The sequence below is a fragment of the Nocardia lijiangensis NBRC 108240 genome (assembly GCF_001613045.1).
Classification (GTDB): Bacteria; Actinomycetota; Actinomycetes; order Mycobacteriales; family Mycobacteriaceae; genus Nocardia; species Nocardia lijiangensis.
Genome location: NZ_BDBP01000089.1, coordinates 28,184 through 43,345, shown reverse-complemented (window position 1 = coordinate 43,345; position 15,162 = coordinate 28,184). Strand labels below are relative to the sequence as shown.

At 69.3% G+C, this 15,162-nt stretch carries 1 protein-coding gene and 1 pseudogene; both read left to right on the top strand.

Features of this window, described 5'->3' with window-relative positions:
- Nucleotides 1–3,990, top strand: a 3,990-nt coding sequence (locus NL1_RS28395) for a type I polyketide synthase (protein WP_067845504.1), incomplete at its 5' end; no start/stop codon positions are given.
- Between the two features lie 36 nt (nt 3,991–4,026).
- Nucleotides 4,027–15,126: pseudogene (locus tag NL1_RS40455) on the top strand (type I polyketide synthase); the annotation flags it as partial.
- Between the last annotated feature and the right edge of the window lie 36 nt (nt 15,127–15,162).

The window sequence follows — 15,162 nt, the reverse complement described above, 5'->3', positions numbered from 1 at the left end:
GCCGCGCCCTTCGGCGACAGCGAGGTCGTCGTAGACGATCGCGATGTCGTGCCCTGGGTGTTGAGCGGAAAGTCCGCTTCGGCGCTGACGGACCAGGCACGGCGGCTGCGCGAATTCGTCTCGGCGGATCCGGATCTCGATCCGGCCGACGTGGCCGCGTCGTTGACGACGCGGTCGGTCTTCGAGTATCGGGCGGTCGTGCTCGGCCGGGACCGTACCGAGTTGCTCCAACGGCTGGCGACTCTCGCCGGTGGCGGAGAACTCGAGTCCGCCGCACCCGGAGTGGTGACGGGCCGGGCCGGTGCGGAGGGGAAGACGGCATTCGTCTTCCCTGGTCAGGGTTCGCAGCGCCTGGGAATGGGCCGGGAACTGCACCGCGCGTTCCCGGTGTTCGCCGCCACCTTCGATGCGGTCGCCGACGAGCTGGATCGGTACTTGCCGCAGCCACTGCGTGAGGTGGTCTGGGGCGGGGACGAGCAGTTGCTGGCACGCACGGATTTCGCCCAGGCCGCGCTGTTCGCGGCTGGCGTCGCACAGTACCGATTGCTCGCCGACTGGGGCGTGAAACCGGATGTGCTGCTCGGCCATTCGGTCGGCGAGATCGCCGCCGCACACGTGGCCGGGGTGCTGACGCTGGAGGATGCGTCCAGGCTGATCGGTGCGCGGGGCCGACTGATGCGGGCGCTGCCCGAAGGCGGCGCGATGGTCGCGATCGAAGCGAGCGCGGACGAGGTCACGCCTTTGCTGAGGGCAGGCGCCGACATCGCGGCGATCAATGCCGCGGACGCGGTGGTCATCTCGGGCGCGGCGGAGGTCGTGCTCGGGATCGCGCAGAAGATCGCCGCCGAAGGACGCAAGACCACTCGCTTGGCGGTGTCGCACGCGTTCCACTCGGTGCTGATGGATCCGATGCTCGCGGACTTCGCGGCGGCGGTGGACGGGATCGTCGTGTCGGACGCCCGAATTCCCATCGTGTCGAATCTGACGGGTCGGCTCGGGGGCAAGGGCTACGGCGCGCCGGAATACTGGGTCGAGCATGCGCGGCGGCCGGTGCGCTTCGCCGACAGCGTCGCCGCGGTGCGGTCGATGGGAGCGACCCGATACGTGGAGCTCGGACCCGGAGCCGCTTTGACGGCGATGATCACGCGATCGGTTCCGGCCGACATGGCCTCCGCGATACCGCTGCTGCGCGGCCGTGCGCCCGAGCCGGTGTCGTTGTCGAACGGACTGGCGCAACTGTTCGTTCGCGGCGCGGTGGTGGATTGGGCGCGAATGACGGCGGACCGCGGTCGGCGGATCGCACTGCCGACGTACGCGTTCCAACGCCGACGTTACTGGCTCGACGCCGTGATCACCGGTACGGCCGCGCGGCAGGGACTTCGCCGGACGGGCCATCCGCTGATCACGGGCGCGATGGAACTCGCCTCCGGCGGATTGGTCCTGACCGGAACCTTGTCCTCGGCGACACATCCGTGGTTGGCCGATCACGCGGTGTGGGGCTCAGCGCTGTTCCCGGCGACCGGGTTCGTGGAGCTGGCGATCGAGGCGGGCGCGTCCGTGGATTGCGCCGCGCTGCACGAGCTCACGCTGCATGCGCCGTTGATCCTGCCGGGAACGGACGGGATACATCTACAGGTGACAGTCGGCAGTGTCGATGCGTCCGGCCTGCGGCCGGTATCGGTGTACTCACGCCTCGACAACGCCGCGGAGTGGACCCTGCACGCGGAAGGAGCCGTGGGGGCGGGCGACGTGCCTGCGGTCGATCTGGTGGAGTGGCCGCCGACCGGTGCGGTCGAGGTCGATATCGTCGGTGTGTACGACCGTTTGGCCGAGCGTGGGTTCGAGTATGGGCCGGTGTTTCAGGGTTTGCGGGCGTTGTGGCGTCGTGGTGGTGAGTTGTTCGTCGAGGCGGTGTTGCCGGAGTCGGTGGCGCACACCGGGTTCGGGCTTCATCCCGCGTTGCTGGACGCCGCCTTGCACGGAGTCCTGGCGATCGGCGACAGCGCGGGCGCCGATGGTGAGCTGCGCTTGCCGTTCGCGTGGCAGCGGGCTGTCCTGCACGCGGGCGGAGTGCGTGCGATTCGTGCGCGGATCAGCGGTGTGGGTTCCGACATCGTCGAGGTCCGGGTCGCCGACGAGCACGGGACGGCGGTCTTCGGCGCGGAATCGTTGGTGTCGCGAGCGGTGACCCGGGATCAGCTCGGGCGCGGCGCGTCCCGTGACGCCTCGATGTTCGAGGTCGTCTGGGAGCCGACGGTTGGTGACGACGAGCCGATCGCCGTGACCGAGTGGGACGCGGTGGGCGATGCCGAGGTGGTGTCCGGTGCGGTGGTGCTGCGGTGTGATCCGTTACCGGGAGACGGTGTACAGGGGGTTCATGCCAGGGCGCTCGCGGTGCTGGGGGTCCTCCAGAGGTGGTTGAGCGAGGCACGATTCGTCGATTCCCGGCTTCTTGTGGTCACGCGGGGGGCCGTGGGGCTGCCGGGGGAGTCGGTGACCGATCTGGCCGGTGCGGCGGTCTGGGGTTTGGTCCGTTCGGCGCAGTCGGAGAATCCGGGCCGTATCACCCTCATCGACACCGACACACCCGTCGGGTCGTGGACGCTCACGTCCGCGCGGGACACCGAAGTCGCGGTGCGTGCGGGACAGCGATTCGCGCCCCGGCTCGTTCCGATCGAGACCGCGGAGCACCGCACCACCGCGCTGGACGGCACGGTACTGATCACCGGCGGCACCGGCGGGCTGGGTCTGGTGCTGGCCCGGCATCTGGCGCTGGAGTACGGCGTGCGGAACCTCGTTCTCACCGGCCGGAGCGGGACGGTGCCGCCGGGCTCGGAGGACCTGTACGCCGCGCTGCTCGACTCGGGGGCGGACGTGCGAATCCACGCCTGCGACGTATCCGACCGCGCGGCGTTGCGAGATCTCTTGAACGACATACCGAGCGACCGGCCGCTGGCCGGCGTGATCCACGCCGCCGCCGTGCTCGACGACGCGGTCGTCACCTCGCTGACGCAGCAGCAGATGGAGTCGGTATTCCGCCCGAAGATCGACGGTGCGTGGCACCTGCACGAGCTCACCCGGGACATGGATCTCTCGCTGTTCGTTCTGTTCTCGTCGATCGCGGGCGCCGTCGGCGGCGCCGGGCAAGGCAACTACGCGGCCGCGAACGTCTTCCTCGACGCGCTCGCCGCTCAGCGAGCAGCGAGCGGTCTCGCCGCGACATCCATCGCTTGGGGGCCATGGGACTCCGGAATCGGCATGGGCCGACGGTTGACCGAGGGGGACCGTGATCGCTGGCGCCGCAGGGGAATTCGGGAAATCGAGCCGACCGCGGCGCTCGCGGCGTTCGACGCGGCCGTCGCGAGCGGCCCGGTCGGGTCGATCGTCGTCCGCGTCGGCGAGCGCGCCGCCACGGACACGGAGCTTCCCCGGTTGCTCGACGGCGTCGTGCGCAGACGCCGCCCCGCCACCGCGCCGAACGGCGCGGGGGAACGGTTCCTCTCGCGGCTGCACCGCCTCGACGCCGGCGCGAGAGTGGCCGAGCTGGTCACCCTCGTCCGAACCGAGGCGGCCGCCGTGCTCGGCTACGACGGGCCGGAGGATCTGGAGCCTGACCGCGCATTCCGGGAAATGGGTTTCGATTCGTTGGGCGCCTTGGAATTACGCAACAGACTGGCCGTGGTCACCGGAATGAACTTCACCTCCACGCTGATGTTCGACCATCCCACGGCCGCGGCGATCGCCGAGCACATCGCCGCACGGCTGAACCATTCGACCGGCCCGGAATCGGCGGATCCCGAAGTGCAGCGCTTGATCCAGGCGATCCCCCTCGACCGGCTCCGCGCATCGGGACTGCTCGCCGCGTTGCGCGAGCTCGCCGACGAGCGGAGCGCGCCGGAATCCCGGGAATCTCGTGTTGCCCGAATCAATGACATGGACGAAGACGCGCTGATCAACGCGGTGCTCGACCGCGTGAACGCGGATGAATAGCTTCGAAGGAACGAAACGATGACGACGTCGAACAATCGGTTGGTCGATGCCCTGCGCGCCTCCCTGATCGAAATAGAAGACCTGAAGGAAAAGAACAGAAGCCTGGCGAAGGCGCGGGTGGCCGAACCGGTGGTGATCGTCGGGCTCGGATGCCGCCTTCCCGGCGGTATCGGGTCTGCCGGCGAACTGTGGCGCATGGTGGCCGAGGGCCGCGATGTGATCGACGAGTTCCCGACGAACCGCGGCTGGGACGTCGACGGGTTGTACGACCCGGAACCTGGCGCTCCGGGGAAGTCGTATGCACGCGAGGGCGGATTCCTTTACAACGCTGGCGATTTCGACGCCGACTTCTTCGGCATCAGCCCGCGCGAAGCCTTGGCGATGGACCCGCAGCAGCGGCTGCTGCTGGAGACGTCGTGGGAGGCGATCGAGGATGCCGGTATCGCCCCGGAGTCGCTGCGCGGCAGTCGCACCGGCGTGTTCTCGGGGGTGATGTACCACGACTACGGGATCCGATTCGGTGATCGGATTTCTCCCGAGGTCGAGGGATACGGCAGCAACAGCACCCTGGGCAGCGTGGTCTCGGGCCGGGTGGCCTACGTGCTGGGCTTGGAAGGTCCCGCGGTCAGCGTCGACACGGCGTGTTCCTCCTCGCTGGTGGCGCTGCACCTGGCTTGTCAGTCACTGCGGTCGGGGGAGTGCGACCTGGCATTGGCGGGTGGCGTGACGGTGATGTCGACGCCCCAGACGTTCACCGAGTTCTCCCGGCAGGGTGGGCTGGCGCGCGATGGCCGGTGCAAATCGTTCGCGGAGTCGGCGGATGGGACCGGATGGTCCGAGGGTGTGGGAGTACTTGTCCTGGAGCGGCTTTCGGACGCGCGCCGATTGGGTCACCGGGTGCTGGCCGTGGTGCGCGGCTCGGCGGTCAATCAGGACGGCGCCAGCAACGGATTGACCGCGCCGAATGGTCCGTCGCAGCAGCGGGTGATTCGGGCGGCGTTGGCGAGTGCGGATCTGACGGCCGCCGAGGTGGATGTGGTGGAGGCGCACGGCACCGGGACGGTGCTGGGTGATCCGATCGAGGCTCAAGCTCTTCTGGCGACGTATGGGCAGGATCGGCCGGTGGATCGGCCGTTGTGGTTGGGGTCGATCAAGTCGAATCTCGGTCATGCGCAGGCTGCCGCGGGGGTGGCTGGTGTGATCAAGATGGTGCAGGCGATGCGGTGTGGGGTGATGCCGTCGACGTTGCATGTGGATTCGCCTACGTCGCATGTGGATTGGTCGTCGGGTGCGGTGCGGTTGTTGACCGAGGCGCGGTCGTGGGATGTGGAGGTGGGGTGTCCGCGGCGGGCGGCGGTGTCGTCGTTCGGGATCAGCGGTACCAATGCGCATGTCATCCTCGAACAAGGCCCCGAGCTCGAATCGGCCGCCGCGGTAGTACCCGATGACCACGAGGCCATCGCGGCATCGGACCCGGCGGACGCATCGGTGATCGCGTGGCCGTTGTCGGCCAAGACCCCGGAAGCGCTTGCGGCGCAGGCTGATCGTCTCCGCAAGTACGTTTCGGCGCAACCGGAGGTGGACCCCGGTGACGTCGCCGTGTCGTTGGCGCGGCGGTCGGTGTTCGAGCACCGCGCGGTCGTTCTCGGCGCGGACCGCGCGGAACTGACGGCCGGATTGTCGTCGCTGGCGAACGGATCCCCGGTGGCGGGAGTGTTCGAGGGGAGCGCAGCCGCGGGAAAGACGGCCTTCGTGTTTCCGGGACAGGGATCGCAGTGGCTGGGTATGGGACGCGAACTCTACGAACGATTCCCGGTGTTCGCGGCGGCGTTCGATGCGGTCGTGGCGCAGTTGGATCCGTACGTGGGCGGATCGGTGCGAGACATCGTGTGGGGTTCGGATGCCGCGGCGCTGGAGCAGACGGTCTGGGCGCAGGCCGGTCTGTTCGCGGTCGAAGTGGCGCTGTTCCGGTTGCTCGAGGGCTGGGGCATGCGGCCGGATGTGCTGGTAGGCCATTCGATCGGCGAGATCGCGGCGGCCCACGTGGCCGGCGTCCTGACGCTCGAGGACGCGTGCCTGCTGGTCGGCTCGCGGGGACGGTCGATGCAGGCGTTGCCCGAGGGCGGCGCGATGGTCGCCGTCCAAGCCACGGCGGACGAGGTCGAGCCGCTGCTGGTGGCCGGCGTCGACCTCGCGGCCGTCAACGCGGCGGACGCGGTGGTGATCTCCGGGGTCGAGGACGCGGTGCTCGGCATCGCGCGCGAGTTCGCCGATCGGGGACGCAAGACGCGTCGGCTGACGGTGTCGCACGCGTTCCACTCGGCGCTGATGGATCCGATGCTCGCGGATTTCGCGGCGGCGGTGGACGGGATCGGGGTGTCCGCCGCTCGGATCCCGATCGTGTCGAACCTGTCCGGGGACATCGCCGAGGAGGGCTACGGGTCGCCGCGATACTGGGTCGAGCATGTGCGTCGCCCGGTACGGTTCGCCGACAGTGTCACCGTGCTGCGGTCGATGGGCGTGACGAGGTTCGTGGAACTCGGACCCGGAACCGCCTTGACGGGGATGATCGCGCAATCCGTACCGGCCGGCACCGTCTCCGCGATACCGCTGCTGCGGACCGACCGGCCCGAAACGCACTCGTTGCCGACGGCGCTCGCGCAACTGTTCGTTCGCGGCGCGGTCGTGCACTGGGCCGACCTGACAGCCGGTCGAGGTACACAGATCTCCTTGCCCACCTACGCTTTTCAACACAGGAACTTCTGGCTGTCGCCCTCGCCCGCCGGTGACGCCACAGGCTTGGGGCTTCGGTCGCTCGAGCACTCGTTGCTCGCGGGAATGCTGGAACTTCCCGGTGCCGACGGAATGGTGGTGACCGGGCGGCTGTCCGTGGCCACGCACCCGTGGTTGGCCGATCACGCGGTGTGGGGCACGGCGTTGTTCCCCGGGACCGGTTTCGTCGAGTTGGCGATCCAGGCGGGCCGGAGCGTGGATGCCGCCGCGCTGCGCGATCTCACGGTGCAGGCGCCGTTGCTGATCCCGGAGCACGGTGGAGTGCGGATTCAGGTCGTCCTCGGCGGGGCCGACGAATCCGGACAGCGCACGGTCTCGATTTTCTCGTGCCCCGACGGTGATCGGACAGCCGGATCAGGGACGTGGACGCTGCATGCGCAAGGCGTCGTGGCCTCGGATGCCGTAACGCCGGTGGAAGCCGCGGTCGATCTGGTGGAGTGGCCGGCGACCGGTGCGGTCGAGGTCGATGTCGTCGGTGTGTACGACCGTTTGGCCGAGCGTGGGTTCGAGTATGGGCCGGTGTTTCAGGGTTTGCGGGCGTTGTGGCGTCGTGGTGGTGAGTTGTTCGTCGAGGCGGTGTTGCCGGAGTCGGTGGCGCACACCGGGTTCGGGCTTCATCCCGCGTTGCTGGACGCCGCCTTGCACGGCGTGCTCGCGGTCGACGCGGGCGGTGGAGACGACGGTGCCGTGATGCTTCCGTTCGCCTGGACCGGGGTCGCGCTCCATGCGGGTGGAGTGCGCGCGATTCGCGCGCGGATCACCGGGGCAGGCACCGACAGCGTCGCGGTGCATGTCGCCGACGAGGACGGGCATCCTGTTCTTGTCGCGAACTCGTTGGTGTCGCGGCCGGTATCGAGCGATCAGCTCGCGGCCGGCACGCCGGTGGACGGTTCACTGTTCGAAATCGCCTGGGAGCAGGTGTCTTTCGACGCAGGCGACGCCGCAGTGGTCACCGACTGGAACGAGGTCGGTACGGCCGAGTCCGTCTCCGGCGCCGTGGTGCTGCGCTGTGATCCGGTGCCGGGCGAGGTTGTCGCTGCGGTGCATGCCAGGACGATTGCGGTGCTGGAGGTCCTCCAGCGGTGGTTGAGCGAGGAGCGATTCGCCGATTCCCGGCTGGTGGTCGTCACCGCGGGCGCGGTGGCGCTGCCCGGTGAGACGGTCACCGACCTGGCGGGCACCGCGGTGTGGGGTCTTGTCCGTACGGCGCAGCTGGAGAATCCGGGCCGGATCTCGCTCGTGGACATCGGCGACCAGGTCGGATCTCCCGCGCAGTGGCCGCTGTCGGCGACCCGGGACGAGCCGGAGATCGCCCTGCGCGCGGGCGAGGTGTTCGTGCCCCGGCTGGAGCGCGTCGTCCGGGACGCGGCGAGCGAGATGAGCACGCCGGTGGCGGAATCCGCCGCGGCCGCGCCCGTGGCGCCGGGCCAGATCCGTGTCGCGGTGCACGCGGTCGGTGTGGACTACCGGGATCGGATCGCGCCGGGGGACGATGCGGGCGAGGACGCCGCGACGGGAGCGGGAGCGGGCGTCGTCATCGAGGTGGGTGCGGATGTGCCGGATCTGGAGGTCGGCGCACGGGTGATGGGGACGTTCACCGGGCCGGTCGGGCCGGTGTCAACCACCGACCACCGGCTCGTCGTTCGTATTCCGCGCGGATTGAATTTCGCGCAGGCCGCGGCCGCGATTCCGGTGGCGTCCGCGACGGACTTCTACAGCCTCGGTGATCTGGCGAACATGCTCGCGGGCGGACTACTCAAGCCGCCGGCGGTGATGCAGTGGAGCATTCACCGTGTGCGCGAGGCGTTCCGGCACTTCCATCGCGCTCGTCATGTCGGAAAGATCGTGCTCACCTACCCGCACCCCGATCCGGAAGGGTGGGTGCTGATCACCGGCGGCACCGGCGGCCTCGGCGCGGCGCTGGCACGGCATCTGGTCACCCGGCGCGGAGTACGCCGGTTGCTCCTGGTCAGCCGAAAGGGTCCGGCGGCGGCGGGTGCGGACGCGTTGGTGGCGGAATTGACGAGCCTCGGGGCCGAAGTCGAGGTGGCGGCCTGCGATGTGTCCGATCGCGCCGCGGTGACCACGCTGCTGGCGGGAGTGCGGCTGTCGGGTGTGGTGCATGCGGCCGGGGTGCTCGACGACGGTGTGATCGCATCGCTGACGCCGGAACGAGTGGACGCCGTGCTGGCGCCCAAGGTGGACGCGGCCTGGAATCTGCACGAGGCGACGAAGGATTCGGACCTGTCGATGTTCGTGCTGTTCTCGTCCGTCGCGGGCGTGCTCGGCGGCCCGGGGCAGGGAAACTATTCCGCGGCGAACACGTTCCTCGATGCCCTGGCGGTCCATCGCCGGGTCCTGGGACTACCGGCGATCTCCCTGGCCTGGGGATCGTGGACGCAATCGGGCGGCATGACGGAAGGCCTGCAGCACGCCGACGTCAGTCGCGCCCGGCGCAGAGGACTGTTGCCGCTGTCCACCGAACAGGGGATGGCGCTGTTCGACGAGGCGTTGAATGTCGGTGGCGCCGCGCCGATTCCGGTGCGGCTGGAGCTGACGGCACTGCGCGCGATGGCGTCGAGCGGTGTCCTCGCGCCGATATTCGGTGGACTGGTCGGCACGCGGTCGGTCGACACGGGCGGAGTGCAGCGCCGGTCGAAGCTTCGGGACCGATTGGCGACAGCGCGTTCCGACCAGCAGCGACAGGTCGCGCTGGACACCGTGCGCGCGACAGCGGCGGCCGTCCTCGGGCATTCGTCTCCGGCGGCGATCGATGCGGATCGGGCGTTCGACGAACTCGGCTTCGATTCGCTGACCGCGGTGGAATTCCGCAACCAGCTGGGTGACGCGGGGGATCTGCGGTTGCCGTCGACCATGGTCTTCGATCACCCCACGCCGCGTGCGCTGGCGGATTTCCTGCTCGATGAGCTCTCCGACGTCCCCGCGATACAGCAGAGCCGGGCGAACGTGCCCGCAGTCGTCGCGAACGAATACGAGCCGGTGGCGATCGTGGGTGTGGGCTGCCGCTTCCCCGGCGGTATCCGCTCCGCGGAGGACCTCTGGAAGGTGGTCGCCGAGAGCCGCGACGTGATCGGCGAATTCCCGGACGATCGGGGCTGGGATCTGGCGCGGTTGTTCGATCCGGATCCGGACGCCGCAGGTAAGTCGTACGTACGGGAGGGCGGTTTCCTCTACGACGCTCCGGATTTCGATGCCGGGTTCTTCGGTATCAGTCCGCGCGAGGCGTTGGCGATGGATCCGCAGCAGCGCCTGCTGCTGGAATTGACCTGGGAGGCATTGGAGCACGCCGGTATCGATCCGGCCTCGCTGCGCGGCAGCGACAGCGGGGTGTTCGCCGGGGTGAGCAACGTGAGCTACGCGATCGGCTCGGGTGACGTCGGCGAGGTGCAGGGCTTCCGGCTGACCGGAACGACGCCGAGCGTGGCGTCGGGCCGCGTCGCCTACGTGCTGGGGCTGGAGGGTCCCGCCGTGAGCGTGGACACGGCGTGTTCGTCGTCGTTGGTGGCGTTGCATCTGGCGGTGGCGTCGCTGCGGCGCGGGGAGAGCGCACTGGCGTTGGCGGCGGGCGTGACGGTGATGCCGACACCGGAGACGTTCGTCGATCTGAGTCAGCAGCGAGTGTTGTCGCCGAACGGGCGATCCAAGTCCTTCGCCGAGACCGCGGACGGTGCCGGCTTCAGCGAGGGCGCGGGTGTCGTTGTGCTGGAGCGTCTTTCGGATGCACTGCGGCATGGACGCCGGGTGCTCGGCGTAGTGCGCGGTTCGGCGATCAACCAGGACGGGGCCAGCAACGGATTGACCGCGCCGAGCGGTCCGGCCCAGCAGCGGGTGATTCGCGCCGCGTTGGCGGACGCGGGACTGCAGCCGGCGGATGTCGACGTCGTCGAGGCGCACGGCACCGGGACGGTCCTTGGCGATCCGATCGAGGCGCAGGCGATCATCGCCACCTACGGGCGGGAGCGGCCGCAGGATCGGCCGCTGTGGCTCGGATCGATCAAGTCCAACATGGGCCACACCCAGGCCGCGGCCGGGATGGCCGGGTTGATCAAGATGCTGCAGGCGATGCGGCACGAGACTCTGCCGCAGACGCTGCACGTGGATACGCCGACCTCACATGTCGATTGGTCGCCGGGGACGGTGCGCCTGCTGACCGATGCCCGGCCATGGGAGGCCGGGACGGGCGGCCCGCGGCGTGCGGCGGTCTCGTCGTTCGGGATCAGCGGCACCAACGCTCACGTCATCCTGGAGCAGGCCCCCGAACCCGATCCGGCTACGGATCCGGGCGTCGGCGTGGACGACGCCGCCGCGGTGGCGTGGGTGTTGTCCGGCAAGAGCCGGGAGGCGTTGCTCGAACAGGCCGACCGCTTGCGCCGGTTCGTCGCCGAGCGCCCGGAGTTGCGTCCCGGAGATGTGGCGGTCTCGTCGGCGACCCGGTCGGCGCTCGAGCACCGCGCGGTGGTCGTGGGTACGGAGCGCGCCGAGCTGTCCGCGGGACTGTCGGCGCTGCTGGACGGGACACCGGCGGCCGGAGTTTCCGACGGTCGGGCGTACACGGGCGGCAAGACGGTGTTCGTGTTTCCCGGACAGGGGTCGCAGTGGCTCGGCATGGGACGCGAACTGTTGGAGACCGCACCGGTGTTCGCGGATCGAATGCGCGAGTGCGCGGCGGTGGTCGACCCCATGGTCGGGTGGTCGCTCCTCGACGTCGTCCGGGGAGCCGACGGAGCTCCCTCGCTCGAACGCATCGAGGTGGTGCAACCGGCTCTGTTCGCCATGATGGTGTCACTGGCGGAACTCTGGCGTTCGTTCGGCGTGACGCCGGACGCGGTGGTCGGGCACTCGCAGGGGGAAATCGCGGCTGCCTACGTCGCGGGCGCCCTGTCGCTGGAAGACGCGGCCCGAGTGGTGGTGCTGCGCAGCAGGCTCTTCGCCGAGGCCCTGGTCGGCAAGGGCGCCATCGCCTCGGTCGGCGCGTCGGAAGAGGTTGTCGCCGCGCAGTTGTCGGATGTTTCGGAGCTGTGGATCTCCGGGGTGAACGGTCCGTCCTCGGTGACGGTCACCGGCGCCCTCCACCAGCTCGTCGACTTCGTGTCGAGCATGGTCGAGCAGGGATTCCGGGCGCGGATCGTCCCCAATACCGTGGCGTCGCACTCGCCGTACGTCGAGCCGCTGCGCGACCGTCTCCTGGAATCCCTGGCGCCGATCAGCGCGCGAGCCGCTGACATCCCCGTCTATTCGACCGTGTTCTGCGGCGCCATCGAAGGCGCCGAGATGGGTCCCGAGTATTGGTACGAGAACTGCCGATCCCCGGTGTTGTTCGAGCAGACCGTGCGAGCGCTGCACGCGGACCAGTTCGACGTGTTCGTGGAATGCAGTCCGCATCCAGTTCTCGTGTACGGCATCGAGGAGACCCTCGGCAACGCCGCGCACCCCACCGCCGTGGTCGGCTCGCTGCGGCGTGGCGAGGACGCGTGGCGGTCGTTCGCGGAGTCGATGAGCGAGGCGTTCGTCCGCGGCGTGCGGGTGGATTGGCCCGCGGTGTCGGCTGGACGCGGTCGATTCGTGGAATTGCCGACCTACGCCTTCCAGCGGCGGCGGTATTGGATTCCGGCGACCTGGATGGGCGGCGACGTGTCCGGGCTCGGCGTGAATTCGGCCGGACACCCGTTGCTGGGTCTGGTGATGGACACCGCGGCCGATGGCCGGGTGGTGTTCGCGGGTCGGTGGTCGTTGGCGAACCAGGAGTGGCTGGCCGACCACGCGGTGTGGGGGCGTGTCCTGTTCCCCGGCGCCGGGTTCGTGGAATTGGCGATGCGCGCAGGCACCGAGGTCGGCTGCCCCGCGGTGCGCGAGTTGCTGTTGCAGGCGCCGCTGTTGATTCCGGATCGAGGTGCGATCCGGGTTCAAGTGGTGGTCGACGCGATCGACGACGCCGGGCATCGTCCGGTCGCGGTGTATTCCAGCGGCGAAGACGACGAGATCGGTAACGGCGCCTGGACACTGCACGCGCAGGGCATCCTGGCCGCCGATGCCGAGCCGGCTGCCGCGGCCCCGTGGACCGTCCAGTGGCCACCGGCGGGTGCGGAAATGGTGACCGCGGCGGCCGAGGCCTACGATGCGCTCGCCGATCGCGGCTACGACTACGGTCCGTCGTTCCAAGGGCTGCGCGCAGTGTGGCAGCGCGACGAGGAGATCTTCGTCGAGGCGGAGCTGGCGCCCCAGCCGGCGGCGGACGCGGACTCCTTCGGGATGCATCCGGCTCTGCTGGACGCCGTCCTGCAGGGCATCGCGGTGGCTCGGGGAGACGGCAGCGCCGATACCGGCCAGGTGGACTTGCCGTTCGCGTGGAGCGATGTCACCGCGCATGCGGGTGGCGCATCGGTGGTGCGTGGCAGGATCGCCCGGGTCGCCGACGGTGTCTCGCTGGACATCACCGACCCGGGCGGCCGCCCGCTGCTGTCGGTCGGTGCGCTGTCGTCGCGGCCGGTGCGGCCGGATCAGCTCGGCGCGGGTCGCCGTATCGATTCGCTGTTCCAAGTCGGGTGGACTCCGGTGACCGTGGCGAACGGCCATGGGACCGTGTGCGATTGGGGCGAGACCGATGACGCGAACGAAACCGCCGACGTGGTTGTCTGGCGGTACGCTTCGACGTCCGACGGGGCGCCGGAGGCGATGCGCGGCGGTGTCCACGCGGCGCTACCGGTTCTGCAGCGGTGGTTGGTCGACAACCGCTTCGCCGACTCGCTGCTTGCGGTGGTGACCGAGGGAGCCGTCGCCGTGCCCGGCGCCGAGGTGGCCGATGTCGCCGCGGCGGCGGTGTGGGGTTTGGTGCGCTCGGCGCAGTCGGAGAACCCGGGCAGGATCGTCCTCATCGACACCGACGGGTCCGTCGACGTCGCTCTGCTCGCCGATCCACACCGACCCGAGCTCGTCGTACGAGACGGGCAGGTCCTCGCCCCCCGCCTGGAGCGCGTATCGGTGGCGGAAGCCTCTGTGCCGCAGCTGGATCCGGCGGGAACGGTGCTGGTGACCGGAGGCACCGGAGGACTCGGCGCGCTGGTTTCGCGACACCTTGTCGCCGAGTACGGAATACGTCACCTCCTGCTGCTGAGCAGGCAAGGGGAGACTGCGCCCGGAGCGTCCGAGCTGTGCACCGAGCTGACCGAGATGGGTGCGCGCGTCCAGATTCTCGCCTGCGACGTCGGCGACCGGCAGTCCTTGGACCGGGCGCTTGCGGAAATACCCGCCGATCACCCGCTGACCGGTGTCGTCCATGCCGCGGGCGCCCTCGACGACGGCATGATCGGGTCGTTGACGCCGGAACGGATCGACGCTGTGCTGGCTCCGAAGGCGGACGCGGCATGGCACCTGCACGAATCGACCGCCACCGCGGATCTGGCGTGTTTCGTGCTGTTCTCCTCTGCCGCAGGCCTGTTGGGCAGCCCCGGACAGGGAAACTATGCGGCGGCGAATGCCTTCCTGGACGGGTTGGCGTCGTATCGTCGTTCCCAAGGACTTCCCGCGACATCGATGGCGTGGGGTTTGTGGGAACAGGTCGGCGCGATGGCAGGCCATCTGTCGGCCGCCGACACCGTGCGGCTCGGGACGGCGGGCGTCTCGGCCATGTCGGCCGAGCAGGGCTTGGCGCTGTTCGATGCGGCACTGAGCTCGGGGACGGAGTTGGTCGTACCGATCCGACTGGACATGGCCGCGTTGCGCGCGGCGGACGCCGAGCCGGCGCCACTGCTCCGGGGTTTGGCGCCCGCCCGTCGACCCGCCGCCGAGAGCGCCTCGCTGTCGCCATACCGGTTGGCCGGGCTCGAACCGGACGAGCAGGAGCGCTTGGTGACGGTCGCCGTGCGCGAGCAGTCGGCACTGGTGCTCGGTCACGGGTCGGTCGAGATGGTCGATCCCGACCAGGAATTCGGTTCCCTGGGATTCGACTCGCTGACCGCGGTGAAGTTCCGGAACCGCATGGCGACCGCGACGGGTCTGCACCTGTCACCGACCGTGATCTTCGACTACCCGACGCCGAGGGACCTGGCCCGGTTCCTGGTCGCCGAGATCACGGAAACCGTTCGGCCGGAACCGGGCGCGGAGCATCCGGCGGACGAAAGGGAAATACGGCGATTGTTGCTCGAGATTCCCATGTCGCGATTGCGCGATACGGGTGTCCTGGACACCTTGTTGCAGCTGGCCGGAAAACAGGACTTCGACCGTACGGAAGAAGTCTCCGACACAGCGATCGACGAGATGTCGGCCGAAGCTCTCGTTCAGCTCGCGTTGGATACCAGCGGCGCGAGCCTGTCCGACGATCGCTGACGATTCATTTCCACGCCAGCATTACCAAAGCACTAC